Below are 26,143 nucleotides of genomic sequence, written 5' to 3' on the forward strand. Positions count from 1 at the left end.
CGGCTTCAGTGGAAGAACTGCGCGTCAATAGCGTTTGAGAGTTCAACCAGCAGAAACTGAATGCGGTCCATCAAGCGATTCACGTGATCGCCGCGGTCCTCATCGTCGGTTGGTTGGCAGGCAAGTCGGTTCAGTTCCTTCAGTTTTTCTTTGATATCGGTGGAAGCCGTCAGCCCGTACTCCCGCTGCAACTCGGCAACGAGTTCCTCCAGTTCGCGCACGCAAGTGGTGATCGATCGCGGAAAGGCCGGATCGCAGAGGAAAAACCTGAGCACATCGGCTGCTATCATACCGCGCGGATGCACGCGTCTGAATGCGTGGTATCCGGCGCCCGAGCGCAGCAGGGTGTTCCAAAGGCTGGCGTCCGACGCCGGATCCTCGGTCGACGGGGCGATATCCAACGAAGGGCGTCGATACTTGATGTCGAGCAGGCGTGAAGTTTGGTCGGCACGTTCCAGATAGCGGCCAAGGTTATAGAAATGCCAGCCCTCGTCCCGATAATAGGTGCCCTCGGTGATGCCTGCGTGAGCCTGGCAGCTTTCCTTGACCTCCGAGCAGACAAGCGAAAGTTTCTCCAGGGCCAGATCCTTGCTACGCAAACCGGTCAGGCGCCCATGGAACACGTTCACCTGTGTCCACATCTCAGTCGAGATCAGGTGGCGAAGTGCGCGTGCGTTTTCGCGTGCCTGGTGGACCGAAGCAATGATCGATGTCGGATTCTTACGATCCAGTAAATAGAAATGCACGACGTTGTCCGCACTGGCCTCGTTATGAATTTTGAAGAAGCGCTCCTCGTCATCATTGAGTTGTAGAATCGGCAACCAATCGCGTGCTCCCAAACGGTCCCGTGCAAAGGATTCGTTGACCTGGAGGATGCGCGCCAAGTTCTCGGCCCGCTCCATGTACCGCGCGAGCCAGAAGAGATTGGAGGCGAAACGTGAAAGAAGCCTACTCAAGGACCCAGGTATCCTTCGATCCACCGCCTTGCGACGAGTTAACCACTAGCGATCCCTTCTTCAACGCCACCCGCGTAAGCCCGCCCGGCAGCACCCAGGTATCCTTCCCGGTAACCGCGAAGGGTCTCAGATCGACGTGGCGCGGCACAACTTCGCCATTGAGCAGGGTTGGGCTGACTGAAAGGCTGATCACGGGCTGACTGATATAGTTGGCAGGGTCGGCCTTTACTTGCGCGCGCAAGGCGTCCAATTCCGCCGCGCTTGCCTGCGGGCCGACCACAACGCCGTAACCGCCTGCCTCGCCCACCGGTTTGACGACAAGTTCGCTCAAATGATCGAGCGTGTACTTCAGCGCTTCCGGCTCCGCGCAGATGTGTGTCTCGACATTATCCAGGATTGCCTCCTCATCCAGGTAGTAGCGGATGATGCGGGGCATATAGGCATAGACCGCTTTATCGTCGGCAACCCCGGTTCCAACCGCATTCGCGAGTGTTACCCGGCCCTTGGCATAGGCCCGCATCAATCCAGGGACACCAAGCGCGGAATCCTTGCGAAATGCCTTTGGGTCCAGAAAGTCATCGTTGATACGACGGTAAACCACATCGACCCGGATCGGGCCGGCGACCGTGCGCATATAGAGGCAATCATCGTCATCCACGAAAAGGTCTTGCCCCTCGACCAGTGGAACGCCCATTTCCCGAGCCAGGAAAACATGCTCGAAATAAGCCGAATTATAGAAGCCAGGCGAAAGCAGCACGACCTGTGGATTATCAATGTTCGCCGGCGCGACTTCGGCCAAAGCATTTTGCAGATGTAATCCATAATCGCTGACCCTGCGGATCCCGATGTTGTCCATCAGGTCTGGGAATGTTCGCAGCATCAGGTGGCGGTTCTCCACAACATAAGAAACGCCCGACGGACAGCGCGCATTGTCCTCCAGCACCTTGAAGGCCCCTGCCTCATCACGCACCACGTCAATGCCGCAGATGTGCACATAGGTCCCCTGCGGCAGGTCCAGCCCTTGCATTACCTTCTGGTAATTGGCGTTCGTGAGGACCAGCTCCGCCGGGACGACACCGTCCTTTAGAATTTTCTGGTCGTGGTAGATGTCTGCCAGGAACAGATTCAGAGCTTTGACCCTCTGGCGTACGCCACGATCAATCACCGCCCAGTCAGCGGCTGTGATGACACGAGGTATCACATCGAACGGCAGTATCCGGTCAATGGCTTCTGCATCGCTGTAAACGGTGAAGGTGATTCCGAGATTGTAGAGCTCTCGCTCGGCATTGCGTGCCCTGCGTTCCAGGCTTTGCAGGCCGATCTTGTCCAACAGTCTGCAAATCTCGACCGTTCCAGGCTGGTTTTCCCCTACCCGGCCCGTCAGTTCACAGAAAAAACTCTGATGATCGTAATTGGTAAGCACAGCACGACGGCTCATGACACCTCACTTTCCAGATCGCGGAAGAAGGACCAAGTAACCGTTTTGCTGTCCCCTGTTCTCATAGCGCACTTTTCATAATGCATTGTCTATAATGGTAGAATGCTGCGCTGCAAAATACAATGATCGCCTAATTTTCCCCAGTGTCAGCCAGAAATCGGCTTCACCTCGACGCCCATGCTGCTTAGACTTCGCCGCGGTTTTGAGGCATTAATCAGAAGTTCAAAAGCAGGCGTACCGGAGTTTGAAGCGACTGCCGCCGCCGGAAGAGAAACATAACGACCATGTCCGACAAGCCACTATCCTCTCAGCTTTGCCGCTGCTGGCTGTTCCTGCCGGCCGGCGACCCGCTGAAAACTTTGCTGGCCGCCGCTGAAAGCCCGGCCGATGCGCTGATTGCGGAATTCGAGGATTTCACCGCCCCCGAAAAGAGGCCCGCAGCACGCGCGCAACTGTCCAAGGTGATTGAAGCCTGGCGGGCTGCTGGAAAACGCACCGCCGCCCGTATCAATCCCTTATCCGACGCCGACGGTTTGCGCGACCTAGAGGCGGCAATGGCGGCGGGCGTCGACGTTGTGGCCTTGCCAAAGGTGTCGATGCCGGGTCATGTCACCCAACTGGGAGAAGCGGTCGGCGCGCAGGAGCGAAAATTGGGCCGCCCCATCGGCAGCACCGAACTGCTGCCAAACATAGAAAGCGCAGCCGGACTGGTCCGCACCATAGATATCGTTACCGCGTCGCCCCGTGTGGAGGCGGCGCTCGTTGCGTCCGAGGACATGGCCAACGACCTGCAATGTGAACGCGGTCGCGACGGTTCCGAACTCCGCTACGTGCGGGAGCGTTTCCTGGTTGAATGCCGGGCGGCGGGGATACAGCCGATCGATTGTCCCTATACCTGGACGGACCTGGAAGGCGTGGCCGCCGATTCGGCCTATGCCAGACGCCTGGGCTACACGTCCAAGAGCGCCGTAAGCCTGGAACATGCCATGACGATTCAGGCAGCGCTTACACCTGGAGCAGAGGCCATCGAGCAGGCGCGCCTTAAGGTTCGTGCCTTCGAAGCCGCGCGACAGCGTGGCGAAGGCCGTGTGGAAGTGGCGGGCTCGCTTGTCGAGATGCCGATCTACGCGGAAGCGCAACGCCTGTTAAAGCGCGCGGCGCTTTACGGTCTGCTCAACGATGATGACCAGGAGGAATAACCGCAATGAGCGACGATCAGGCGGGCGATCAGGCTTTCCGAAACGATAACCCTCACAACCGCTGGTCGGAGATGACATACGGCGGCGCGCTCAGCTTTCTGAGGCGTCGCTACAGCCGCGACCTGACGGGCGTCGATGTCGCTGTCACGGGCGTGCCCTACGACTGTGCGGTAACCTATCGGCCCGGTGCCCGCCTGGGACCGCGCGCGATCCGCGCCGCTTCGGTTCAACTCGCCGAGTTGAAAGCCTTTCCCTTCGGCTTCGACCCGTTCAAGACCTTGAACGTCGTAGACTATGGCGATTGCTTTCTAAACCCACACGACCCTTTGAGCATCATCGAGGCCATCACCGCACATATTTCGGAAATTCTGGCTCATGGGGCCTTTCCCCTGACCTTTGGCGGTGATCACTTCATTACCTATCCGGTACTGCGCGCCATCGCCCGCGCACATGGGCCAGTCGCTCTGGTGCACTTCGACGCCCATTGCGACACCTGGCCAGACGACGGGCAGGAGATCAACCACGGGACCATGTTTCTGCGCGCCAAGAACGAAGGCCTGTTGGACGTTGAGGGGTCGGTTCAGGTTGGGCTTCGGACCTACAACGACGACAGCCATGGCTTTGAGATTCTGAGTGCCCCTTGGGTTCATCGCGAAGGTAGCGCGGCCACCATCGAAGCAATCAGGGAAAGAGTCGGCGCCCGCAAGGCGTACCTTACCTTCGACATCGATTGCCTGGACCCTGCCTTTGCGCCCGGCACCGGAACCCCGGTATCCGGTGGCCTCACGCCTGCCCAGGCCCTGGAGATCCTACGCAGCTTGGGTAACATCGATTTCGTCGGCATGGATGTGGTTGAGGTAGCCCCGGCCTACGATCTATCCGAAGTGACGGCTATCAATGCGGCCACGCTCGCCCATGATTTCCTCTGCCTGCTGGCGGAAAAGAAAGGCGCGAAACGTTTGCCTATAGGCCGGCTTTAGACTTTCAGCGCCTCAAGTGCAGACCGAATGTCCGCAGGGATCTCAACCGGCGTCATACCCTCGCGCTGCACGAATACATGCACGAAATGTCCGGTCGCAGCCGGCGTCTCAAGCCCCGCCTTGAAAAGGCCGATCTCGTACCGCACGGAACGCCGCCCCAAGTGTCCGACACGCAGACCGGCCTCGACCGGTTCGGGAAAGGCAAAGGAAGCCTTGAAGGAGCAGAAAGACTCTGCACAGACGCCAATCACCTTGCCGTCATGGATGTCTAAACCACCCTCGGCAATCAAGTAGGCGTTAATCACGGTGTCAAAGTAAGAGTAGTATATGACGTTGTTGACGTGACCGTAGAGATCGTTGTCCATCCAGCGGGTCGGGATGGTCAGGAAGTGTTTGTATTCTTGACGCAAGGTTCGCTTGCCTTTCTCGTTTAAGATCGAATGATCGAGGTTTACTCAGGTACGATAAGCGCGCGGTTCTCGTCCGCCAGTCCGATCAGGACGCTGGTGCCATCGGAGGCGACGTGCAGAACGCCGAAACGGGCAACCTGATAGGCCTGCCGTTGCCCTTCTTGGAAAAAGAAGCTTTCCGCGCCATAACGCATGCGTCCGGCGTCGGTGACAAGCTTGTACCGAAGTCGGACCTCGCTCGGTGCCAGTGGGCTTTCGTCATCGAAACGCTGAAACCGTGCGACGCCATCGCTATCCAACAGCATGATTGCCGTGCCCTTGCGCGGCGAACCTTTGGGGATTTCGCCCCTGGCATGGAGGTCCGGGCTGTAGTCGAGGCGCATGTAATCGCCCTGGATTAAAGAGCGCGGATCGACGGGCTGCAAAGGCAAGAGCACCTTTTGGCCCGTCTCGACAATCGACTGCTTGGCGAGAATATTCCAGTTGGCAAGCCCCAATACAAGGACGAGGCCAGCCAGGACTCCCAAAATATCAAGCGCACGGCGGTTCATTCCTCCAACCCCCGCACATCTTTCAAAAGATTAAAAAAGAGGGCCCAGGCAATCAGCAGAAAGGTGCCAGTTCCCATCATGATGAAAGACTTCTCAAGCAGCGTGAGATCAAGGGAATAGTAGTATCTGGCGATGAAATAGACTTCCAAAACAACGCCTGAGATTGCCAAGCCCCGCGAACCAGAAATGCCGGCTAGAACCAATGCCGGCAGCACCGCCGATCCGGCAGGCGGCAGAATGCCCGTCACCGCCCCTGCGGTCGCCACCATCCCGACAATCAGCAGCTTTTCCTGCACCTCATCGACCTGGCGCCAGGCGATAGCGAAGGGCACCGCGATCGCCAAGTAATGAAACAACCGCGTCGCGTCTTCAAAGCGTGCGTTTCCGCCGTTGGGCGAATAGTCGAGATAGCCGTCGAAAAAGGCGGTCATCTCGAATAATCCAGCAAGTAGCAGACAGACGGTGGCCCCGGCGCGAAAGTCGAACTTGGCCGTGCCGAATAGCAGCAGGCAAACCATAGCCAATATGACGACCGCCAATACCGGCGTAAGCTGCGCTTCGCTCGCATCATGGACCCACAGAGCAAGCAAAAAGAGTGCCAGAGCGGCAGCGAGGCCTTGCAAGAGTTGGCTGCTCCGCCAGCAAGCCGTTGCCACCGCAAAAGCCGTCGCAATCACGGTTGGTGCCCAGTAAGTCTCCAACTCGATCGCTACCGCAAACACGATCAAACTGATTCCCGCAGCAGAGAGCGCGTCGGCAAAATGACCGGTAAAGCCAGCCGTAACCCGATTTCGCGCCAACGCGATCCCAGTACTCAAAAACAGTGATCCGAGCAACAACGCGGGCAAAGTCATGTCGTCGATGTCGTCATCGAAGAAGGCGATGACCAGCGCTAGCGAGAAACCGAGCAGCACCAGAGCCGTGAACCAAGCTGCAACGCCAAGTCCCAGCGACATGTACCAGGGCAGGTGATCGTCGCGCACGTTGCCCGTTTGATCGAGAAGCAGCGCAACCTGGGCGTCGGCCAATCCAAATCGCTGGCACAGAAGGCTTCGGTTGATCATGACGCTACGACCTTGCTGTGACGCTGGTAGTGGCGAAACAACAAACCGAGGACGGTAAGGCAGCAGAAACTCCAGAAAACCAGCAGACCCCAACTTGCCAAGCCCGCCCCCAAGTCAAAGCTCCAGTCGCCGATGGCCGATTCGATTCCACGTGCGCCCAGCATCGCGAAAAAGGCGGCAACTCCTAAAAGGACGATGGTAAGCGCGGCGAGATCGAACAGGCGCGATCCGTAAATACGCCAGGCAAGCGCGCAAGCAAAACAAAAGGCGAGCGCACCGAGACCGCTTTGCATGAAAACAGACCCCGTAAATACGCTTTCAAACAGAAATTGCACCGCGGACACGAACAGATGCCCGAGGAAGGCGAACAGCAGGAAGTGGCGCGGCCAGACCGCCCTCAACCATTCGAACCCCGCCGCGCGCCCGGCTTCGAAAGCAACTAAAAACAGGCCCGGTATCATCGACCAAAGGACCATCGCATGATCCCAGGTCACGGCTCTCAACGGCAGGAATACCTGATGCAGGAATGTCCAGCAGCCCAGATAGACAACTAAGCCCCAGAGCACCCAATGTGCGGCGCTGCGGGACAGCAGCACCCAGGGCAGTGTCAGGAATGCCCAGGCGGTGAAAAGCTCATAAGTATCGGCGCCGGTTTGATAGACTTGCCCGGTCACCGCCAAAAGCAGCCCCGTCATGACAGTCGCCCCGATCAGGGCAACCTGCCCGACCAAACGCTGCGACCCGGCGACCATCGCCAGGATGGCGAACGACAAGACGCCCACTTCCAAAACGGAGAACTTCTGCCAACGGGTCAGTTCATCCCAGTTAAAGGCGAAGAAAAAAATAACACCTGAAAGGAAATGACCAGCCCCCAGCGCCAGCAGCGCGTGGCCTGTCCAGCGCCTCCAGAAAACCCGGTCCCGGGCCAGATAGGCAGCCTCGGCAAAGGCCATACCACCCAGCAAACTGCCCCTACGCATGCGAACCAGGTCGCCAAGGTCGACGGCCTTTTGGGTCAAAGCGATCCACCTTCCCATAGTACAACTTATGCTGGCTAGCCTAATGCCGGGAAAAAACCGCCGCAAGCAAATGCAACCGGCCATCCGGACAGATCGCAAGGTTAAAGATGCGAAACCAACCCCTGCTTGGGGGATTACTCTGTCGTGGGCTTTGGCATAGACGGCGGCAAATGAAATTTGCACGAGGTTGCCAGTAGAGATTCGAGCTTGTCCGTAAATCGCGGCGCTAAACAACCATAGTGTGGCAAATAGGTGATATTCGAGCAGGCGCTGATTTTTCTAGTTTTGTCGCTTCTCCAGCGCGGGCTCCATTCCCGGTAGCACTTCGGGGAATCCCGCGGCGCGCAGTTCAACGCCCAGGCGGTCTTCCAACAGGCGGACGGCTTCTGTGGACCAAGCCTTGTCGCCGTAGCGCTTGCGCGCTTCCTCGAACAAGGCTCCTGTCAATTCCGCCAACGGCAGAGGTGTCGCGGTATCGCGCGCCAGATCCAAAGTGAGGTTCATATCCTTGAGCGCCAAATCCATTGTGAAAGCGCAGTTATAGGAACCGTTCAGGACCAACTGACCCTCGGTTTCGTGGGCGAAGGAGTTGCCGGATGAAATGCGAATGCCGTGGTAAGCCTTGGCAAGGTCCACGCCGGCCCGTTTGGCCAACATCAAGGCCTCGCCGCTGGCCAGCAGATGGACAAAAGCCAGCATGTTGGTGATGACCTTGACGACCGAGGCCGCGCCGATCGGACCCATGTGCTCTATTTCACCGCCCATGATCTGGAGGAGAGGCATGGCGCGCGCGACATCGGCCTCCTCCCCGCCGACAAGGATGGAAATTTCACCGGTCCAGGCACGATTGGCGCCGCCCGTTATCGGCGCTTCAACAACGGCGAGTCCGAGATCGACTGCGGCTTGGGCGTGCGCCTTCATCTCGGCGTCGTCCGTCGTCGACATCTCGATCCAGAGGGCACCGCGAGGGAGCGAGGCCAACAGTCCGGTATCTCCGGGCACCACTGCCGCCACGGCGCGCGGATTAGGCAAGGACGTCACCGCGGCTTGAGCATCGGCAGCGGCCTCCGCAATACTGCCAGCCCAAACGGCACCCTCGGCAAGTAGGCCGGCTGCGCGCTCCCGGTCCAGGTCGTGAACCGTTAGTTCATGTCCCGCTTTCAGGAGATTACGGGCCAGCGGATACCCAACATTCCCCAGACCGATGAAGGCTACCTTCATAAGTTCTTCGCTCCTCTATCTGATGGGATCGCTAGCTGGAACGAGGTGCAGATCGCTGCCCTCGTAGGGGTGCGCTAGCGCAACTTCCTCATTTAACTCAACACCCAAACCAGGATCGTCGGGCGGAATCACGTAGCCTTCCTCCCAGCGAATCGGCTTTTTGAGAATGCTGCTGTGAAATCCACCCCAGGTTTCTATGGATTCCAAGATCAGGAAGTTTGGTGTGCAGGCACTAATCTGAATGTTCGCAGCACCTTCGATCGGCCCGCAGTAAAGGTGCGGCGCGATCTGCGCATAATAGGCCTCGGCCATGCCCGCGATCTTTTTGGCTTCGAGCAATCCGCCTACCCGCCCTAACGCCATTTGCAGGATCGAGGCTGCGCCACACTGCAGAACACGAGCGAATTCGTACTTGGTCGTCAAACGCTCACCCGTGGCAATTGGGATTCGGGTCTGACGCGCGACCTTGGCCATCTCTTCAGGCATCTCCGGTGGTGTCGGCTCTTCAAACCAAAGCGGGTCGTAAGGCTCAAGGCGTCGCGCCAGTCGAATGGCGCCCGACGTCGTGAACTGACCGTGTGTTCCAAACAACAGATCGCAGCGCGTGCCGACGGCCTCCCGGATGCGCTTGCAAAAAAGCGCGCTCCGCTCAAGGGATTCCAGGCTGGGCTGACGCGGATCAAAGGCAGAATAGGGGCCGGCCGGGTCGAACTTCAGCGCCGTAAATCCCTGGTTCATGTACTCCACTGCCCGTTCTGCGGCGGCATCGGGATCGCTATAAACCGGCGAGGGCGCATAGGCGCCCCCCTCCTCCGGGCGTGGATAAAGATAGGTATAGCTCCGCAAGCGCTCATGCACTTTGCCACCCAACAACTCATACACGGGCTTGTTCAACGCTTTGCCCAGGATGTCCCAGCAGGCCATCTCCAAGCCGCTCAAGACACCCATCAGCGAGATATCCGGCCGTTGGGAATAGCCCTGGCTGTAAACATTGCGCCAAAGCCGCTCAATCCGGAAAGGATCGCTCCCTTCAACATGTCGGCTGAAGACATCCTCGATCATGGCGACGACAGCGGCAGGCCCGACTGTGGCATTATAGACCTCGCCGACGCCTTCGATCCCATCGTCGGTCACTAACTTCACGAAAATGAAGTATCGCCCCCCGGCAAGGGGTGGCGGATTGCCAACCACGAAAGTCTTGAGATCACGAATCCTCATACGGCAAATCCTTTGGCCTCGGCGCGCGGATGCTGCGAATCGCGTCGAGTATGAAGGAAGGCGTTATAATGCCAATGCCAAAGAACGACATCATGGTGACGCTTTTTCTTTGGCCTTTTGCCATTCAAGGGCCAAAATTTGTGATCCGCACAGAGCTTTGCCGACAGGAGCAGAAAATGCATGGTTCAAGATTGGGATCACTGGTCATTGATTGCCAAACCGATGATCTCGCGGCGGCCGCTGAGTTCTGGGCGCAGGCGCTGGGTTATGAGGTCGGCGATGCTAGCGGACCCTACGTCGATCTCGTCGGGCCGGATGGCGAGGTCAAAGTGCTGGTCCAGAAGGTCGAGCATGAAGCGCGGGTCCACCTCGACATCGAAACCGACGACCAAGAGGCGGAAGCAAGTCGTCTGGAAGCGCTCGGCGCCAAGCGTATCGCCAAGATTAAGCGCTGGATTGTTCTGGAGGCACCCAGCGGGCATCGCTTCTGTGTCGTCAACCCGCAACGCAAGGACTTTCCCGACAGTGCGAATCGTTGGCCATGACCGCCTTTGACTTTGAAGCAAATCGCGCCAAGCTTAATGGTATGAGGAAATGGCCACACCTGCTCGCCGTGCTTGGGCTTGCCCTGCTGTTTGAACCCACTCGGGCTCCTGCGCAAGACCAGACCGTAAATCCAATCCTCAATTTCGAGATCGGCCGCTATCTCGGTTTGTGGCACGAGATCGCCAGCATTCCCGCTTGGTTTCAGGAAGACTGCGTGGCCCGAGCAACCGCGACCTATGCGCTCGCTGAAGAGCCCGGACGGCTCACCGTTCTCAACGCCTGTCAGACGGCTGGCGGCGGAAGGACGGAAGCCGAAGGCAGGGCCCGTCTCACGGGCGCGCTCAACCGTGGTGCCTTGGAGGTAACCTTCGTCGAAATCTTCGGCTGGTGGCTCTGGCCCGCTGCGGGCGACTACACCATCATCGCCCTGGACGACGATTACCGATGGTCCGCCGTTGGGCATCCCTCGCGTGATTACGGCTGGATACTTTCACGCGAGGAGAGTTTGTCCGACGAAACCCTGAAGATGATCGCCGCACACTTCCGCGCCGCAGGATACGATACCTGCCGTATCCTGACGACGCCTCGCCAGGACGGCGAGGCTCGGGTGCCACTTTGCGAAGATTAAGTTCGCATCAATCGATCGGGTTTTGACTCGGCTCGCCCTGCTCGCCCTCAAAGGGAGTCTGCGCCTTCTCGTTTTGCTGCTGACGCTCGGTACCCTTCGCGCTCTTCCTGGCCTTTTCAACCGACGCATTCAATTCGCTCTGGCTGCACAAGCCGAGAAGCACCGGATCGCGCGGGCGAATGTTAGCACTGTTCCAATGTGACCGCTCTCGCACCGCATGAATGGTGTTTTTGGTGGTGCCGATCATTTTGCCGATCTGAGCATCCGAAAGCTCCGGGTGATGGCGCAGCAGCCAGGCAACGCCATCGGGCTTGTCCTGGCGCTTGGCGAGCGGCGTGTAGCGCGGACCCTTGGTGCGTTTTGCAGGCTGCGGCAGGTTCTGCTTCGCCAACTCCAGGCGCACGGAGGCGTCGGCCTCGCCGCGTTCCAGCTCTTCCTTGGTCAACTGACCGTTGGCAACAGGGTCCAGGCCGTGAATCCCGGTGGCCACTTCGCCGTCGGCTATGCCCTGAACCTCCAGCACATGCAAACCGCAGAAGTCAGCGATCTGGTCGAAGCTCAGTTTCGTGTTGTCAACCAGCCATACGGCCGTTGCCTTGGGCATGAGGGGGGTAGCCATAGAACCTCCTTTTAGCGGGGGGCGTCTCATACGTCCCACCGACTGCACCATCCAACGAATGGACAGTGACTTTTAAACAATCATGGAATTGGGGCGGAATATACGGACTCCCTCGCTGCGGATAAAGCCCTTATGCGACCTCCAACATGATCTTTCCGATATGGTTGGACGATTCCATCAACGCATGAGCAGCTGCGGCATGCTCCAGGGAAAAGGTTTTGTGGATGACCGGAGCGATCCGACCCGCCTCGATCAAAGGCCAGACCCGCTTGAGAAGCGCCTGGGCTATTGCTGATTTGAAAGCCACGTCGCGGGCCCGCAAAGTCGATCCCGTGACCGTCAAGCGCTTCAGCATGATCGATTGAAAGTTAATTTCGGCCACCGGCCCGCCCAGGAAGGCAATGAAAACCAACCGCCCGTCCGGCGCCAAAGCTTTGATATCGCGCGCGATATAATCGCCGCCGACCATGTCGAGGATAACGTTGACGCCCTTGCCATCCGTCGCCTCCTTGACGACCTCAACGAAATCGTCATCCCGATAGTTGATCGCGCGTTCTGCGCCGAGCCGCAGACAGGCCTCCAGTTTTTCTGGGGATCCCGCTGTTGCGAATACGCGCGATCCCAAAGCCGTGGCAAGTTGAATGGCCGTGGTTCCGATACCGCTGGATCCCCCGTGCACCAAAAGCGATTCGCCCGGCTGCAATCCAGCACGATCGAACACATTGCTCCAAACCGTGAAGAAGGTTTCCGGCAAGGCTGCCGCCGCAATGAAATCCAGGCCTGCTGGAATCGGCAGGCATTGCTCCACCGGCGCTGCGCAGTACTGGGCGTAGCCACCACCTGTTACTAAAGCGGTTACGGTATTTCCAAGAGAAAGCGACTGAACGCCTTCACCCAAGGCCACGATCTCTCCGGCAATCTCCAAGCCCGGTATATCGGACGCCCCCGGCGGCGGCGGATAGTTGCCGGCACGCTGCAATACATCGGGGCGGTTGACACCTGCTGCACGAACGCGGAGCAACACCTCACCCGGCTTGGGAACCGGCAGCGGTCGTCGCGACGGGATAAGGACCTCGGGCCCACCCGGCTCCCTGATCTCAATGACGGTCATCTCATCTGGCAGGTTACCGGGTAAAGACGCACTCATAATCATCGCTCCCTTGGCTGCGGCTGGACCCAGGTCTAGTATGCCAACGGACAGCGGCGCAAGCCCCGGCGATAAGTTGGCAATAGCAGCGTTATTCATTGCAGGGAGGAACCAAAGTATGGATAGCGACGACCTGGAACCCCGCGCAAAGAAGGCCATTCTAAAAGACTTGGAAATCATGGGTGTTGCCGAGCTTGAAGATTATATCGCAGGGCTGCGGAGCGAGATCGAACGCGCTCAGGCCGTTATTGATCGCAAGCAAAGCCACCGCGGTACCGCCGAAAGCCTTTTCAAGTCTTAAGCGGGCCCGCCACCGGATTCCTCCAATCCGCGCTTCGCAGTTGCGCGCATGAAGAGGAACCAACCGATAATCCCAAGTACCAGAACGATGACCAACCACCCGATACGCGGCGCAAAGGGGCAACGGGTGTCAGGCCCCACACGCCAAGCGCCGCCGCGCGGTGACAAAATCACATGCAGCAACGGCAAGACGTAAAAGCCAAGGATGAAGGCCCAGGCCAGAAGCGTTTCGGAAAGCGGCTGATCCATCATGCGGCAATAGTGCGTCCTCAAACCCCCGTCGCCAAGTCACAAGTAGGTTTGTCGTTCGTTTTCGCCCTTTAACCGAGCCCGCGACCTCGCTATCACTGCGGAATGCATACAGGAACGAAGCAAACGAAAGGAATGCAAATCATGTTGCAGGGTAAGACCGCCATCGTCACGGGCTCCACCAGCGGCATCGGCCTAGGCATCGCCGAGGCGCTGGCAGCGCAGGGTTGCCGTATCGTGCTCAATGGGCTGGGCGACGCAACCGAAATAGAGGACACCCGCCGCGAGCTCGCCGAAAGTAAAGGTGTCGACGTGGCCTACGATGGCGCCGACATGACCCGGCCCGATGAAATCGCCGCCATGGTCAAAGGCGCCGCTGTACGCTTTGGAAGCGCCGATATCCTAGTCAATAATGCCGGGATTCAACATACAAGCACGATAGAGGCGTTCCCGCGCGACCGTTGGGACGCCGTCATCGCGATCAATCTGTCCGCCATCTTCCATGCGACGCAAGCCGCGCTTCCATTCATGCGCAAGGCGGGTTGGGGCCGTATCATTAACGTGGCGTCGGCCCACGGTCTGGTGGCGTCGGCCAACAAATCAGCCTACGTCGCAGCCAAGCACGGCGCGGTAGGACTGACCAAGGTCACCGCCCTGGAAACCGCCGGCAGCGGCATCACCTGCAATGCCATTTGCCCGGGCTGGGTGCGCACCCCCCTCGTCGAGCGTCAAATCGAGGCCCTTGCCGCTAAGGAGAATTGCAGCATTGATGAAGCAGCCGTTGAATTGTTGAAAGCCAAGCAACCGTCCAAGCAATTCGTGACACCGCAACAAATCGGCGCGTTGGCTGCTTTCCTCTGTTCGTCGGCGGCCGAACAAATCACCGGCTCCACACAGTCGATCGACGGTGGCTGGACCGCCCAGTAGGGGGATCTACCAAGTCAATGCGAAGGCGGCTCATCTAGGATCCGCCCAAACCGCCAATAATGGAAACTCGTCCAACAATCGACCCTGAATAAAGATCGCAATTATTTGCGTAAAATTTAATCAATTGTTAAGGACTTTAATATTATTGTAGAGCTGTACTCCGGTTGGACGGATACCGGGGTCTTAACTCCCTCTTTTCGAAACCTCCCTGTCCTCTGGGCCGCCGATTAACAAAATCGACGGCCCTTTTCTTCGGTATTTCAATCTGTTAACTATTTTGACACAAATGCGACTTGACCAATCGCGTGTCTGCGCTTTAACGTTCCATCACCATCCCGGCAAGTGGACAGGTAGAGGCAACGAACGATGGAGGGCCACGATCCCAAAATGAGGATCGTCAGGCCCTTCACGCATTTCTGCCTTATGATTTTCTTCAGACCCGAGGCGGATTGGAGTCCTCCATGACGAACCCGAAATTCCTGAAGCCCGATACGCTGGCCCTACATGCCGGACATCAACCGGATCCCGTCACTGGCTCACGCGCGGTCCCTATCTACCAGACCACGTCCTACGTTTTCCGGAGCGGCGACCATGCCGCAGCACTCTTCAATCTGGAACAGGCGGGCCATCTCTACAGCCGTATATCGAATCCGACCGTTTCGGTTTTGGAAGAGCGCATCGCAGCCCTTGACCTGGGCGTCGGCGCCGTCGGCGCAGCCTCCGGTCACGCGGCGCTGTTTCTTGCGGTTGCGACGCTGATGGGCCAAGGCGGTCATATCGTCTCATCGCGCTCGCTCTACGGTGGATCAGTCAATCTCTTCACGCACACCCTGCCGCGCTTTGGAATCACCACAACCTTCGTCGACCCTCGCAAGCCAGAGGCGTTCCGTGCCGCCATCCGCCCGGAAACGCGCATGATCTTCGCGGAGGTTGTGGGCAATCCTGGCTTGGAGATTCTTGATCTGCCGGCCGTTGCCGAAATCGCCCACAAAGCCAAAGTACCCCTGGTGATCGACAACACCTTTCTCACGCCGGCCCTGTTGCGCCCGGTTGAGATGGGGGCTCACCTGGTGGTTCATTCGGCCACCAAGTGGTTGGGCGGCCACGGATTGGCGATCGCCGGGCTGTTGGTTGACTCGGGGCGTTTCGATTGGGAGGGGTCGGGCAAGTTCCCTACCATTACAGAACCCTACGAAGGCTACCATGGCATTGATTTTTCCGACGAATTCGGACCCCAAGCGTTTCTGATGCGGGCGCGCTCGGAAGGCCTGCGCGATTTTGGGGCCAGCATGTCCCCGCAAACAGCTTTCTACATCCTGCAAGGTATCGAAACTCTCTCGATCCGTATGGAGCGGCACTTGGCGAACACCGAAAAGGTGCTGGCGTTCCTGGAGGGAAATGAGGCGGTTTCCTGGGTGTTGCACCCCAGTTTGAAGAGCCACCCCGACCACGCGCTGGCGCAGCGCCTGCTGCCGAAGGGCGCGGGCTCGATCATTTCCTTTGGCGTAAAGGGGGGCCGAGATGCCGGCGCCCGTTTCATCGAGGGATGCCAGCTTTCCTCGCACCTGGCCAATGTGGGTGATGCCAAGACCCTGGTTATTCATCCAGCAAGCACGACGCATTCTCAGCTTTCCACCGAAAACCTGCGCGAGGCCGGAGTCGGGGAAGATATGGTTCGGCTATCCGTCGGACTGGAAGATGCCGATGACATCATTGACGATTTGCGCAACGCCCTTCGCCATTCCCAGCGCGACGATCGTTAACACAAAACACTCTTAGTAACCTGGAAGTAAGCTCATGGAACTGACCGTAGACGGCCACCGTGTTCATGCCGCCACCGGCGGGCGCCAGTTCGATCCCAACCTGCCGGCGATGATTTTCCTGCACGGCGCAGGCATGGATCGAACAGTTTGGTCGCTGCAAAGCCGCTATTTCGCCCATCGCGGCCACGCGGTCTTGGTTCCCGATCTGGCCGGTCACGGTCAGTCGGATGGCGAGGCCAAGACAAGTATCGGTGACTGGGCGGACTGGGTATCGCAGCTTGTTACCGCGGCCGGAGTCGCCGGCGCCGTCCTGGTTGGCCATTCCATGGGATCGCTCATCGCCCTGGAGACCGCACGTCGGCATCCACAACAAGTCACCGGCCTCCTCTTGTTGGGCGTAGCGCCGCGCATGCCGGTTCACCCAGACTTGCTGGCCGCCGCTCAGGCCAACGACCGTAAGGCGGCATCACTGATTTCCGATTGGGGTTATGGACCAACCGGCCATATAGGCGGCGCCAAAATTCCCGGCCTCTACCTGGTTTGGGGCGGCGAGCGTTTGTTGGAGCAAGCGCACCCCGATAGCCTGTTCCGAGATCTGAGCGCATGCAATTCGCACAAGGTCGAATCCGATGGCATCACTTGCCCAACACTATTGGTTCTGGGTGACAAAGACCGCATGACCCCAGCAAAAGCCGGGCTCAAGCTGAGTCAAATGATGGAACGGTCGGAAGCGATCGTCATTCCCGAAAGCGGGCACATGATAATGCTGGAAAAACCAGATGAAACACTGGCGGCCATGAAGCAATTCACGTCGCGCTTGAGCAAAGAAGGAAGACAGGCAGTTTGAGGTTGCCTATACTTCAAACTCTTTTGCGAGTCGCCATGCATTTTCGGAATGCAGGGTCTGATTCGATCACGCTAGCGGCTGGGGGACCGCATGGATTGGGATAAGCTGCGAATATTTCACGCCGTTGCCGAGGCGGGCAGCTTCACCCATGCCGGTGATCAGCTTAACCTCAGTCAATCGGCGGTCAGCCGCCAGATCAGCGCGCTTGAGGACAGCCTCAATGTGACGCTGTTCCACAGGCATGCGCGCGGCTTGATTCTGACTGAACAGGGCGAACTGCTTTACCGTACGGCCCATGAAATTTTCGGAAAGCTTTCGATGGTCGAGGCCCAGCTTGCTGAAAGTAAGGATCGGCCGCGCGGTGCGCTCAAGATCACAACGACGGTTGCCTTTGGATCGACGTGGCTCGCGCCACGCATGCGCGAATTCATTGAGTTGTATCCGGATATTGAAACACACCTGATATTAGCGGATCGGGAGCTTGACCTTTCGATGCGTGAAGCGGACGTCGCAATCCGGCTTTCCCCTCCCAGACAGGCAGACCTCGTGCAGCGGCACTTGCTGACCGTCCACATCAATATCTACGCGTCGCCGCATTATCTGAAGAAAAGTTCGTCACCGGCATCCGCCAAGGATCTCGATAAACATCGACTGGTCGTTTATGGCGAGGATGCCCGCCCCCCCGTCCCGGATGTCAACTGGCTGCTGCGCATTGGCAACGACTCGGGGCAACTTCGCAAACCCGCGCTGACGGTGAACAACGTCTACGGCGTGATGCGCGCAGTGCAGGCCGGGGCCGGTCTTGGGGCCCTGCCGGAGTTCATGGCGCAGGGTTCGTCTGACCTCGTCCAAGTTCTTCCCGAGTTGACGGGACCCACCATTGACGCCTATTTCGTTTACCCTGAAGAGCTCCGCAGCTCCAAAAGAATCCAGGTTTTCAGGGACTTCCTATTACGCCACGTAACGGCGCAGCGGTTCTAGAATCGGCATTTCAGGCGGGTCTGTTTAGTAGTTATATGGCATTTTCACCAAGCCATGCGCCACGTGCATGTCAATGCTGCTAAATTTGGTGTGGTATAGCCGGCATCCATCATTATCTTGGGCTTATCGATGTTGCGTCGCAACATCAACCGGCTTGCCGACGTCCCCTCGTCGGCAAAGAGTTCCGGGCTCTTGGCCCGGAAGGGGTTCCTTTTTGGAATCCTACGTCTCCCAGACGTGAAGCCTCCCTGTTCAACTTGCCGGGAAATCGAAAGGTTTCCCGGCATTTTTTTCGGTGAGGTTGGCTGAGACTGCAAAAGTGGCGGGACGCCAGCACAAGAATATGGCATAGATGTGCGACGAGAATGGAGTGACAGATGAGCCGATTTGATCCAGACGGTCTTAAAGACGCCGCAACGCTTACCCCCGAAAAGCGCCTTTGGTGCGCAGTGCTGTTCCGTATTTTCCAGGACGCCTGCCGCAAATTGCCGGAGAGTGCCGACAATGCGGTGAAGATCGAATGTGATCAGGCGCGTTCATGGTTGCTGAGCGGACAGGACATGCGGATCGTTTGCGAACTCGCTGGTTTCGACCCCGATGCCGTTCGTGAATCGGCGAGGCGGATGGAACAGGCCGGATGGCCCGTCATTAAGCTCGACGTCAGCGAAAAGACCGAGGCAGCACCACTGGCCGCCTGATGTGCAGCGATGTCATGTAAGAACGGAGCCGCGTCATCTCGGCTCCTTCTGTTCCCGCTATACGCCGTCAACCAATGCCAAGGAGCAAACCGATGCTCCCTGGCGTAATGCCTTCACCGGCGCATAGTCCGGCGAATGATAGAAAGTTCGCGCCTGCTCCATTGAGGGAAACTCGATAACTACCAGCCGTGTCGGCTTCCAAAGGTCTCCTTCGAACACCTCCAGTTCACCGCCCCGTACTTTATAGATTCCGCCGTACTTCTCGACTAACGGTTTTGCCTGCGCCTTGTAATTTTCATAGGCTTCCGGGTCGGTAATCTTGGTATCGACAATCAGATAGGCTGGCATATCCAGTCTGCTCCCATTTCCTTGCTGTCCGGAGAGTTCATTCCGCTGCCGTAATTTATTCCTCAGGTTGGCAGGGCCAGGTGGTCGGGCGAACCATGCCCGCTGGCAGGACCGTTTGGTCGTCCCCGCAAGAGCGCCCGAGATTCTCCGCCGTCAAGCCTTGGGTCTTGGAAAGGTCAACGCCCTCAAGATGCACGAGCATCATGATCGCTTGCGAAAAATCGGCACCCGATAAGGACGCTCCACGGAGATCCGTGCGCACCAGCAATGCGCTGCGGAACTTTGCATCATCGAGAGTCGCCTGCGTCAACAGGGTCCGGCTCATCTCAGCTTTGGTGAGGTCGGCACCACGCAAATCGGCGCCTGTAAAATCGGCCCGCGCCAAATCGGCTTTATGGAGGTTTGCTCCCGGCAGATGCGCTTCCTTGAAATTCGCGCGCCCGGCATAGGCTCGCTCTAGATTGGCGCCTGTCAGCTCCGCCTCGGCCAGCCGAGTCCGCGACAGATCTGCCGAAATCAAGATTGCGCCTTTTAACTGCGCACTCTTGAGGTCGCTGCTGCTCAAATCCGCGCGCTCGAAGTTTCCGTTGTCGAGTTCACTACCCACCAAACGCAAGCGGGTTTTCGAGCAGGCGGTCCAATCGACGCCAGGCCTTGGGGAGTCGCTACAGCCGGCGAAGGGTTTGACTTGCATGACAAAAGGCGCAGCGGCAACCAACAAGGCGCCCAACAGGACCCTGGTCACCAATCTTCCGTTCGTCTGTCGCTTTTGCCTAATTCCTAGCGGACCCATTCACTTCCCTTCACATAAAGAGTTTCTCACCTTCAAGGCCATCATAGAGTTCTGCAACATACTCGCCATAGCCATTGTAAAGCTGTGTCGGCACGCGTTCATCCAAACCTAACACGCGCTCGGTGGCTTGGCTCCAACGCGGGTGAGGAACTTCCGGATTGACGTTGGCCCAAAAGCCATACTCGCTGGCCTGGATATTCTCCCAGAAACTAAAGGGTCGTTTGTCGGTGAACTCAAACTGCACGATTCCTTTGGTCGATTTGAAGCCGTACTTCCAGGGCACCGCCAGGCGCAAGGGGGCTCCATTCTGTTTAGGCATGGGCTTCCCATAAATTCCGGTTGCAATGAAGGCCAGATCGTTCGTCGCTTCGGCGATCGTGAGCCCTTCTACATAGGGCCAGGGATACCACGCCGCCTTCTGACCAATAGCAACCTCGGGATTTGAAAAGGACACCATTTTCACATATTTGGCGCTAGACAGAGGCCGCGCAAGGTCAACCAAGGCTCGTAGCGGGAAGCCGCTCCAGGGCACAACCATCGACCAAGCTTCGACACAACGATGGCGATAAACCCGCTCTTCAAGCGGCATCTTGGCCAGCAGGTCATCTATATCAATTTCGAAGGGCTGCTCAACCATCCCATCGATCCGAACCGTCCAGGGTCTGATTGGCAGATCCTGGGCGCGCTGCCAGATATTCTTTGAAGATCCGAACTCGTAGTAGTTGTTGTAGGTCGTGGCCAGCCGCTCATCGGTCAAGGGTCGCTCTGCCTTGTAGGTCGTATTCCGCTCAACCGGATACAGCTTGGCGCTTGGATCGTCCGTTGTCTCGGCGCTGGCTGTCTTGATGTCCTGCTCCTCGCAACCCGCCAGCAAAGCACCGGCCGACATCAGAATCGGGCCGGCCGCCAGCCCTGCGACGAACCTGCGTCGCTGATGAAAGAGGCGTTCCGGCGTCACAGCGGACTCGGGCAGGGCCCAACCGCGTCGTTTGATAATCGGCATTTAACCGTTCCTCCTGGTGATTCCTAACCATGAATCATTGTCTGCCAGGACAAGAATACAACTACTACATAGATTACATTTGGTCACAAGAACGCGACCATACAATGATCAGCGCGAGACGCTGAACGTTCAGGCGAACCGCTTTCCCGCTGAATCACTCAAAAGCGAGGGTTACCTCACCCAAGGGACCAAAGTCCGCCCGGCAACCTTGCCCAGCTTCGAGCAAGGCAAACTTTGCGGTAACCAGACCCGTGGTTACCGTCTCCCCTGCCTGTAATCCACGCCCACGCCGTGTTAGATCGTTAGCCAACCATGTGAGCGCCCTGAGCGGATGGCCGAGGACAGCCTCCCCGCGACCGCTGCTGAAGGCCTCTCCATCGACGGTTAATCGCACCTCTAGATTTGCTAGGTCGAGATGGCGCCAATCCTCCGTTCCCAGCCCCAAGACGAATGCACCATGTACGGCGTTGTCCGCCGCCAGCGAAGGTGCGCCACGTTTTGTCCAGTCCCTACCGAAGCTGCTGCTGACGATCTCGAAAGCCGGATGCAAGCTTGCGACGGCTTGGCTAACCTCGTCGCTGCTGTAGTCGGCGCCTCGGGGCGGCAGGTCCTCCGCGAGAATGAACGCAAACTCCGGCTCTATAAGGCGGAACAAAAACCTGTCCGCCGGTAGATGGGCCGGACTGTCATGATAGGCTTCTTCCAACAGGCGACCGAAGAATGGGCCATCCACCCCAAGCAGCGTCTGCGCGACGGCTGAAGTCGCTGCGATCTTGTAACCGCAGGCCTTTGCGTTTTGCACGGCCAACAGCACATCCTGCACCACATAGCCCTCGGCCAGGTCAGCGGGTCGGATATCCGCCGGGAGCTCCGCCAAGGGCTGACGGTCGCGCCGTGCGCCCGTCAACATTTCAACACAGCGCTGGATCGCCGCCTGCTGCATGCCGCCAGTCCTCTTTATCTAGCCAGCACCGATCAGGTGCTTGATGTTCCTGCGCCAGTTAACCCGCTTTAAGGCGTCTTGCCTACCGATCTTGCCTATTGTGCCGCCTGGCGAGCCTGAACCACCTGATCTGCCAATCTGCCTTGAAGTTCCTGCAGGTGATCAAAGACAGCGGTAAAATAGGCGGTACCCTGGGTCAAGCTCCGCAACTCTATGATGAGATCCTGAAGTTCGGATTCCGGCATGTAGGCCTGATGATCATCCCAACCCGTCCAACCCGCCTTACCGTCAAACCCCAGAATCTGGCCTCGACGGCTGCTTATCAGCCCATGAATACGGTTGGTGAAGCTTTGCGGAACAGAGATGGTCACGAGGTGTATTGGCTCCAGGAGCACGGGATCACACTCGACGAGCGCGTCGGTTATTGCCTGACGCCCGCAAATCTTGAAAGCCTGATCGGAGCTATCTACCGAATGGTGTTGGCCGTCGTAGAGTTCAACTTCCAGATCGACCACCTGAAAGCCCAGGGGACCGCGGACCAGGGATTCCCGAACGCCTGATTCAACCGCCGGGATGTAGTTGCGCGGCACCGATCCACCGACAACGCTATCGCTGAACTGGAAACCGCTACCCCGCTCGCGTGGCTTGATCCGAATCTTTATGTCGGCAAACTGCCCGTGGCCGCCACTCTGGCGCTTATAGCGCGAATGATGATCGGCCGATCTGCGAATGGTCTCCTTGTAGCCGGTTTGCGGTCTGTCGGTACGAACGGCGACATTGAACTTATTCTTGAGACGCTCAACGGCTAGCTTCAGATGCACCTCGCCCTGGCCGCGCAACAGCAACTGCCCCGTATCCTCACGCATGATGCTGCTGATCGAGGGGTCCTCCTCAGCCAACTTCGCCAAGCCAGCTGTCAACTTCACCTCATCCTGACGGTTCTCCGGCTCAACGGCCACGGCGTAGACCGGCTCGGGAGATTCCGGCTTTAACACATCCGGATAGGTGATGTTGGTTTCGTCGAATAACGCGCCGGTCACAAGGTTGTCTCGGCGACCCAACGCAACCAAGTCGCCACTTTCGGCCCGCGCCAGCTTTTCGGTTTCTCCCCCCATGACCCGGTAAAGTCCGGACAGACGCTCACCAACGACATTCGCGCCTTCTGCCAGCGGGCCGCGCCAGACCCTGGCCATGCTGAGTTTCCCTGTATGCGGATGGTGCTGCGTCGCCAAGACACTGGCAAGATAAGAGCCCTTGCCTTCCAACGACAGGCGCTTGGCCGTGGTTGCCGCCTCCGGCGCTTCATGCCGCAAGGCTTTCCAAAGCCGGGTTACACCGTTCTCCCGCTCCGCCGACCCCAGGAAAACCGGAACAATCAGATCCTGGCGCAGATCAGCGGCTAACTGTTGATAAACCTCCTGGGTCGCCGGAATCTTGTCTTCAAGCAACTGTTCAAGCAGGTCATCGTCAAAATCGGCCAGTGATTCCAATAGCTCTTGACGGGCTTCGCCCTCGCGGTCACGCATCTCATCGGGCATCTCGATCAGATCCGAAGGCTGGCCTTCGCGATAAGCGTAAGCGCGTTCACTGACAAGATCGACAAAGCCGGTAACGGCTTCGCCGTCACGAATTGGAACTTGGCGCAATACGAGCGGTTTTTCGGAAACCTCTTGCAATCCAGCCATTAGGTCGCGCGCGCGCAAATCGGACTTATCCATCTTGTTGACATAAACAACATGCGGAATGTTGTGGCTGTCCATGAACTTGAAGAGCGGTGCGAGGATAGCCAGGCGATCAAGATTGGGTTCCGTCACGACAACCACGACATCTGCAACCAGCAGAGCTTGATACGATAGCTCCAGCAACTCTACCGAGCCGGGCGCATCGATCAGGTGCCACGTCTCTCCCAAGAAACTGCAATGCGCGAAATTGAGCTCTGTGGACATGCCGTGCGATCGCGCTTCTGCGGACGCATCGCCGACCGTGGCGCCATCTTTGACCGAACCCCGGCGCGGTATGGCGCCAGCGGCATGAAGCAGAGATTCGAGCAGCGTGGTCTTACCGCTGCCATAAGATCCGACAATGGCCGCGCAACGCGGCCCCGATTGGGCTTTTCCAGGCGACTCGCTATTCGGCATGACATCCTCCCTGTGCTGCGCTCGCTCTAACGAGTGCGCACCCGCCCTACGCGAAGGATATCGCGGAGGCGGACTGCCCCCGTACGCGGCGTCTTGTATCGTTTTACAGGATTCAGTCTGAGCAATTTGCCCAGCACACGCAAGCATCCCGCACCCGACGCTGGTTAGGGCACCGGTCGAATTGATTCTACTGCGCTTCCGTGAAACCCTTGTTCCCTGCGCGGGTCACATTGACGTGTCCAGCCGCTCCAGTTCATCAATCATCGATTCGATGACGGACAACCCCTTACCCCAAAAGGCCGGATCCGAGGCATCCAGATTGAAGGGCGCCAATAGCTCCTTGTGACGCTTACTGCCACCAGCGGCCAGCATTTCGAGGTACTTTTCGGCGAAGCCCGCCTCGGCTTCCTGATAAACGGCGTATAGCGAGTTCACCAGGCAATCGCCGAACGCATAGGCGTACACGTAGAAGGGCACATGCACAAAATGCGGGATATACGACCAGAAGGTTCTGTAGTCGTCGTCGAACGACAGCGACGGCCCCAAACTGGCCTGCTGGGTTTGCATCCAAATGTCGCAGAGCTCATCGGGAAGCAACTCGCCCTCGCGTCGCTTGTCATGAACGATCGTTTCGAACTCATGAAAGGAAATCTGACGCACGACTGTGTTCAACATATCCTCCACTTTCCCGGCGAGCATGATCTTGCGCCGGGTGGGATCGCTTTCGCTGCGCAGTAGTGATTGGAACGTCAACATTTCGCCGAAAACTGACGCGGTTTCCGCCAAGGTCAGCGGCGTGTTCGCCATCAAATATCCCTGATCGGCCGCCAACACCTGATGCACCCCGTGACCCAGCTCATGGGCCAGGGTCATAACGTCGCGCACGCGCCCCTGGTAGTTCATCAGGATATAGGGATGTGCTCCCGGAACGGTGGGATGCGAGAACGCGCCCGATGCCTTTCCGGGGCGTGGGTCGGCATCGATCCAGCCTTGCGAAAAGAAACGCTCGCCGACTTCGGCTAGGCGTGGCGAGAATTCTCCATAGGCCGTGAGCACATGCTTCTCGGCTTCGCCCCAGGCGATTCGGCGGTCATTAGCCTGCGGTAAAGGTGCGTTGCGGTTCCAGTACTCCAACTTCTCGCGTCCGAACCACTTAGCCTTCAGGGCATAATAGCGATGCGACAAGCGCGGATAGGCCGAACGAACTGCCTCCACGAGCGATTCGACAACCTCGTCCTCGACAACGTTCGCCAGATTGCGCGACGACACCGGCTTTTGAAACTTGCGCCAGGAATCCTCGATCGCTTTGTCCTTGGCCAGGGTATTTGTGATCTGCGTGAAAAGTCTGAGGTTCTGCTTCAGCACCGATGCCAACGACTTCGCCGCAGCCTTGCGCGTATTCTCATCGCGATCGGTCAGTTTGTTGAGAATCTGCGCCTCGGTCAGTTCTTCGCCGTTCAACGGGAACTTAAGGGCTGCCATGGTCTCATCGAACAAGCGATTCCAGGCAGCGCGGCCCGTGACATGCTTTTCATGCAAAATGCGCTCTAGGTCCTCGCTTAACTGGTAAGGCCGGAAAGCACGCTGCTCCTCCAACCAAGGGCGATACCGCGCCAGATCACTGTCCTTCAGCTTCTCGGCCAAGTCCAGGTCATCAAGCCGGTTCAACTCCAGCGTGAAGAAAATCAACTGCGCAGAGATTCCAGTGACCGTCTCCTGAATGCTTTGGTGGAAACGCCCAACCTTTGCATCAGTCATATCTGTGCTATGGCGCAACTGTGCGTAGCTCATCAAACGGCCGAGTGTCTCCTCAATCGCTTCATAGTCCGAGATGGCTGCTGCAAGTTCCGAGCCGCTCAATCCCGCTAATTTACCTTCGTAGTCCTGGCGAAAAGCCTTGGCCTTCGCCGCAGCATCCGAACAATCCTGTTTGACTGCTTGCGAGTCGGGGCCAGGATAGAGATGATCGAGATTCCAGGTGGGAAGCTGGTCGGCGGAGCGTTCGGCGTTGTCTTGGGACAAAGGTCATACCTCGGCGAGATGTTGGCTAACGTTGGACGATATAGGTGGCATTTGTCCTTTCGCCAAGCGTATCGGACAAACCAGAACAAAAAGACTATGAAATTTCGGCTACTATGGAGCCGACATTGGGGAAAG

The 26,143-nt window shown here is 58.0% G+C and carries 27 protein-coding genes; 10 read left to right on the top strand and 17 right to left on the bottom strand.

Going from position 1 to position 26,143, the window contains the following annotated elements:
- Positions 1-5: 5 nt before the first annotated feature.
- Positions 6-956, bottom strand: a complete 951-nt coding sequence (locus FHR98_RS07790) for an alpha-E domain-containing protein (protein ID WP_183416097.1) — start codon at positions 954-956, stop codon at positions 6-8.
- Entirely contained in the window at positions 949-2,394 is a 1,446-nt protein-coding gene (locus FHR98_RS07795) for a circularly permuted type 2 ATP-grasp protein (protein ID WP_183416098.1), read from the bottom strand. Before FHR98_RS07795 ends, FHR98_RS07790 begins: the two co-directional genes overlap by 8 nt.
- 284 nt (positions 2,395-2,678) lie before the next feature.
- On the opposite strand from FHR98_RS07795, the gene FHR98_RS07800 reads away from it, so the two are divergent.
- Both FHR98_RS07800 and speB read left to right on the top strand, forming a co-directional pair.
- Positions 2,679-3,593: an HpcH/HpaI aldolase/citrate lyase family protein gene (locus tag FHR98_RS07800; RefSeq protein ID WP_183416099.1), complete on the top strand. Its 915-nt coding sequence runs from the start codon at positions 2,679-2,681 to the stop codon at positions 3,591-3,593.
- 5 nt (positions 3,594-3,598) lie between these two features.
- Positions 3,599-4,573 (top strand): agmatinase, encoded by a 975-nt coding sequence (speB, locus tag FHR98_RS07805; RefSeq protein WP_183416100.1) that lies wholly within the window; start codon positions 3,599-3,601, stop codon positions 4,571-4,573.
- Here the strand turns inward: speB and FHR98_RS07810 are convergent.
- The 6 genes from FHR98_RS07810 to FHR98_RS07835 form a co-directional block, all read right to left on the bottom strand.
- Positions 4,570-4,983: an acyl-CoA thioesterase gene (locus FHR98_RS07810; RefSeq protein WP_183416101.1), complete on the bottom strand. Its 414-nt coding sequence runs from the start codon at positions 4,981-4,983 to the stop codon at positions 4,570-4,572. The two genes, speB and FHR98_RS07810, sit on opposite strands and share 4 nt — an antisense overlap.
- A gap of 41 nt (positions 4,984-5,024) precedes the next feature.
- Entirely contained in the window at positions 5,025-5,534 is a 510-nt protein-coding gene (locus tag FHR98_RS07815) for a GDYXXLXY domain-containing protein (RefSeq protein ID WP_183416102.1), read from the bottom strand.
- The gene (locus tag FHR98_RS07820; protein ID WP_183416103.1) at positions 5,531-6,598 is read right to left on the bottom strand and encodes a DUF4401 domain-containing protein; all 1,068 of its coding nucleotides are present in this window, start codon (positions 6,596-6,598) and stop codon (positions 5,531-5,533) included. The genes FHR98_RS07815 and FHR98_RS07820 overlap by 4 nt, the downstream gene beginning before the upstream one ends.
- Positions 6,595-7,617, bottom strand: coding sequence for a DUF2157 domain-containing protein (locus tag FHR98_RS07825; protein ID WP_183416104.1), 1,023 nt, complete (start codon positions 7,615-7,617; stop codon positions 6,595-6,597). Before FHR98_RS07825 ends, FHR98_RS07820 begins: the two co-directional genes overlap by 4 nt.
- A 279-nt stretch (positions 7,618-7,896) precedes the next feature.
- Positions 7,897-8,838: an NAD(P)-dependent oxidoreductase gene (locus tag FHR98_RS07830; protein WP_183416105.1), complete on the bottom strand. Its 942-nt coding sequence runs from the start codon at positions 8,836-8,838 to the stop codon at positions 7,897-7,899.
- 15 nt (positions 8,839-8,853) lie between these two features.
- Positions 8,854-10,056 carry a mandelate racemase/muconate lactonizing enzyme family protein gene (locus tag FHR98_RS07835; protein WP_183416106.1) on the bottom strand — a complete coding sequence of 401 codons (1,203 nt, stop codon included), beginning with the start codon at positions 10,054-10,056 and terminating at the stop codon, positions 8,854-8,856.
- A gap of 68 nt (positions 10,057-10,124) precedes the next feature.
- On the opposite strand from FHR98_RS07835, the gene FHR98_RS07840 reads away from it, so the two are divergent.
- Both FHR98_RS07840 and FHR98_RS07845 read left to right on the top strand, forming a co-directional pair.
- Positions 10,125-10,601 (top strand): VOC family protein, encoded by a 477-nt coding sequence (locus FHR98_RS07840; RefSeq protein ID WP_246377578.1) that lies wholly within the window; start codon positions 10,125-10,127, stop codon positions 10,599-10,601.
- Complete coding sequence (locus FHR98_RS07845) at positions 10,598-11,230, top strand: lipocalin family protein (protein WP_183416107.1); 633 nt, start codon at positions 10,598-10,600, stop codon at positions 11,228-11,230. The genes FHR98_RS07840 and FHR98_RS07845 overlap by 4 nt, the downstream gene beginning before the upstream one ends.
- Before the next feature lie 7 nt (positions 11,231-11,237).
- Here FHR98_RS07845 and FHR98_RS07850 read toward each other — a convergent pair whose 3' ends face one another.
- Complete coding sequence (locus tag FHR98_RS07850) at positions 11,238-11,849, bottom strand: DUF1013 domain-containing protein (RefSeq protein ID WP_183416108.1); 612 nt, start codon at positions 11,847-11,849, stop codon at positions 11,238-11,240.
- A gap of 130 nt (positions 11,850-11,979) precedes the next feature.
- Entirely contained in the window at positions 11,980-12,996 is a 1,017-nt protein-coding gene (locus tag FHR98_RS07855; RefSeq protein ID WP_221205777.1) for an NAD(P)H-quinone oxidoreductase, read from the bottom strand.
- Between the two features lie 118 nt (positions 12,997-13,114).
- On the opposite strand from FHR98_RS07855, the gene FHR98_RS07860 reads away from it, so the two are divergent.
- Entirely contained in the window at positions 13,115-13,297 is a 183-nt protein-coding gene (locus FHR98_RS07860) for a DUF1192 domain-containing protein (RefSeq protein WP_183416109.1), read from the top strand.
- Here FHR98_RS07860 and FHR98_RS07865 read toward each other — a convergent pair.
- Positions 13,294-13,548, bottom strand: coding sequence for a DUF2897 family protein (locus FHR98_RS07865; RefSeq protein ID WP_221205778.1), 255 nt, complete (start codon positions 13,546-13,548; stop codon positions 13,294-13,296). The genes FHR98_RS07860 and FHR98_RS07865 overlap by 4 nt on opposite strands.
- 141 nt (positions 13,549-13,689) lie before the next feature.
- On the opposite strand from FHR98_RS07865, the gene FHR98_RS07870 reads away from it, so the two are divergent.
- From FHR98_RS07870 to FHR98_RS07890, 5 genes are all read left to right on the top strand, one after another.
- Complete coding sequence (locus FHR98_RS07870) at positions 13,690-14,472, top strand: 3-hydroxybutyrate dehydrogenase (RefSeq protein ID WP_183416110.1); 783 nt, start codon at positions 13,690-13,692, stop codon at positions 14,470-14,472.
- A 461-nt stretch (positions 14,473-14,933) separates the two neighbouring features.
- Positions 14,934-16,235 (top strand): O-acetylhomoserine aminocarboxypropyltransferase, encoded by a 1,302-nt coding sequence (locus FHR98_RS07875; RefSeq protein WP_183416111.1) that lies wholly within the window; start codon positions 14,934-14,936, stop codon positions 16,233-16,235.
- 34 nt (positions 16,236-16,269) lie between these two features.
- Positions 16,270-17,082 (top strand): alpha/beta fold hydrolase, encoded by an 813-nt coding sequence (locus tag FHR98_RS07880; RefSeq protein ID WP_183416112.1) that lies wholly within the window; start codon positions 16,270-16,272, stop codon positions 17,080-17,082.
- Between the two features lie 90 nt (positions 17,083-17,172).
- Complete coding sequence (locus tag FHR98_RS07885) at positions 17,173-18,063, top strand: LysR family transcriptional regulator (RefSeq protein WP_183416113.1); 891 nt, start codon at positions 17,173-17,175, stop codon at positions 18,061-18,063.
- A gap of 377 nt (positions 18,064-18,440) precedes the next feature.
- On the top strand, positions 18,441-18,761 hold the full coding sequence (locus FHR98_RS07890; RefSeq protein WP_183416114.1) for a hypothetical protein: 321 nt from the start codon (positions 18,441-18,443) through the stop codon (positions 18,759-18,761).
- Positions 18,762-18,818: 57 nt separating this feature from the next.
- On the opposite strand, the gene FHR98_RS07895 is transcribed toward FHR98_RS07890, so the two are convergent.
- The 6 genes from FHR98_RS07895 to FHR98_RS07920 all read right to left on the bottom strand — a co-directional run bounded on the left by FHR98_RS07895 (position 18,819) and on the right by FHR98_RS07920 (position 26,008).
- Positions 18,819-19,109 (bottom strand): DUF1330 domain-containing protein, encoded by a 291-nt coding sequence (locus FHR98_RS07895; protein ID WP_183416115.1) that lies wholly within the window; start codon positions 19,107-19,109, stop codon positions 18,819-18,821.
- A gap of 55 nt (positions 19,110-19,164) precedes the next feature.
- Entirely contained in the window at positions 19,165-19,854 is a 690-nt protein-coding gene (locus FHR98_RS07900; protein ID WP_183416116.1) for a pentapeptide repeat-containing protein, read from the bottom strand.
- Between the two features lie 58 nt (positions 19,855-19,912).
- The gene (gene msrP / locus FHR98_RS07905; protein ID WP_183416117.1) at positions 19,913-20,905 is read right to left on the bottom strand and encodes a protein-methionine-sulfoxide reductase catalytic subunit MsrP; all 993 of its coding nucleotides are present in this window, start codon (positions 20,903-20,905) and stop codon (positions 19,913-19,915) included.
- A 154-nt stretch (positions 20,906-21,059) separates the two neighbouring features.
- Positions 21,060-21,848: a 2-keto-4-pentenoate hydratase gene (locus FHR98_RS07910; protein ID WP_183416118.1), complete on the bottom strand. Its 789-nt coding sequence runs from the start codon at positions 21,846-21,848 to the stop codon at positions 21,060-21,062.
- A gap of 95 nt (positions 21,849-21,943) precedes the next feature.
- Positions 21,944-23,986 (bottom strand): elongation factor G, encoded by a 2,043-nt coding sequence (locus FHR98_RS07915; protein WP_183416119.1) that lies wholly within the window; start codon positions 23,984-23,986, stop codon positions 21,944-21,946.
- A 225-nt stretch (positions 23,987-24,211) separates the two neighbouring features.
- On the bottom strand, positions 24,212-26,008 hold the full coding sequence (locus tag FHR98_RS07920; protein WP_183416120.1) for a M3 family oligoendopeptidase: 1,797 nt from the start codon (positions 26,006-26,008) through the stop codon (positions 24,212-24,214).
- Positions 26,009-26,143: the final 135 nt, after the last annotated feature.

The sequence above is a fragment of the Limibacillus halophilus genome (assembly GCF_014191775.1).
Lineage (GTDB): Bacteria > Pseudomonadota > Alphaproteobacteria > Kiloniellales > CECT-8803 > Limibacillus > Limibacillus halophilus.

Coding starts and splice junctions, on each gene's coding strand:
- FHR98_RS07885 (WP_183416113.1), top strand. CDS start 17,173: ATGGATTGGGATAAGCTGCGAATATTTCACGCCGTTGCCGAGGCGGGC.
- speB (WP_183416100.1), top strand. CDS start 3,599: ATGAGCGACGATCAGGCGGGCGATCAGGCTTTCCGAAACGATAACCCT.
- FHR98_RS07880 (WP_183416112.1), top strand. CDS start 16,270: ATGGAACTGACCGTAGACGGCCACCGTGTTCATGCCGCCACCGGCGGG.
- FHR98_RS07840 (WP_246377578.1), top strand. CDS start 10,125: ATGCCAATGCCAAAGAACGACATCATGGTGACGCTTTTTCTTTGGCCT.
- FHR98_RS07820 (WP_183416103.1), bottom strand. CDS start 6,598: ATGATCAACCGAAGCCTTCTGTGCCAGCGATTTGGATTGGCCGACGCC.
- FHR98_RS07875 (WP_183416111.1), top strand. CDS start 14,934: ATGACGAACCCGAAATTCCTGAAGCCCGATACGCTGGCCCTACATGCC.
- msrP (WP_183416117.1), bottom strand. CDS start 20,905: ATGCCGATTATCAAACGACGCGGTTGGGCCCTGCCCGAGTCCGCTGTG.
- FHR98_RS07865 (WP_221205778.1), bottom strand. CDS start 13,548: ATGATGGATCAGCCGCTTTCCGAAACGCTTCTGGCCTGGGCCTTCATC.
- FHR98_RS07845 (WP_183416107.1), top strand. CDS start 10,598: ATGACCGCCTTTGACTTTGAAGCAAATCGCGCCAAGCTTAATGGTATG.
- FHR98_RS07855 (WP_221205777.1), bottom strand. CDS start 12,996: ATGAGTGCGTCTTTACCCGGTAACCTGCCAGATGAGATGACCGTCATT.
- FHR98_RS07870 (WP_183416110.1), top strand. CDS start 13,690: ATGTTGCAGGGTAAGACCGCCATCGTCACGGGCTCCACCAGCGGCATC.
- FHR98_RS07860 (WP_183416109.1), top strand. CDS start 13,115: ATGGATAGCGACGACCTGGAACCCCGCGCAAAGAAGGCCATTCTAAAA.
- FHR98_RS07795 (WP_183416098.1), bottom strand. CDS start 2,394: ATGAGCCGTCGTGCTGTGCTTACCAATTACGATCATCAGAGTTTTTTC.
- FHR98_RS07890 (WP_183416114.1), top strand. CDS start 18,441: ATGAGCCGATTTGATCCAGACGGTCTTAAAGACGCCGCAACGCTTACC.
- FHR98_RS07835 (WP_183416106.1), bottom strand. CDS start 10,056: ATGAGGATTCGTGATCTCAAGACTTTCGTGGTTGGCAATCCGCCACCC.
- FHR98_RS07915 (WP_183416119.1), bottom strand. CDS start 23,986: ATGCCGAATAGCGAGTCGCCTGGAAAAGCCCAATCGGGGCCGCGTTGC.
- FHR98_RS07815 (WP_183416102.1), bottom strand. CDS start 5,534: ATGAACCGCCGTGCGCTTGATATTTTGGGAGTCCTGGCTGGCCTCGTC.
- FHR98_RS07800 (WP_183416099.1), top strand. CDS start 2,679: ATGTCCGACAAGCCACTATCCTCTCAGCTTTGCCGCTGCTGGCTGTTC.
- FHR98_RS07910 (WP_183416118.1), bottom strand. CDS start 21,848: ATGCAGCAGGCGGCGATCCAGCGCTGTGTTGAAATGTTGACGGGCGCA.
- FHR98_RS07850 (WP_183416108.1), bottom strand. CDS start 11,849: ATGGCTACCCCCCTCATGCCCAAGGCAACGGCCGTATGGCTGGTTGAC.
- FHR98_RS07830 (WP_183416105.1), bottom strand. CDS start 8,838: ATGAAGGTAGCCTTCATCGGTCTGGGGAATGTTGGGTATCCGCTGGCC.
- FHR98_RS07895 (WP_183416115.1), bottom strand. CDS start 19,109: ATGCCAGCCTATCTGATTGTCGATACCAAGATTACCGACCCGGAAGCC.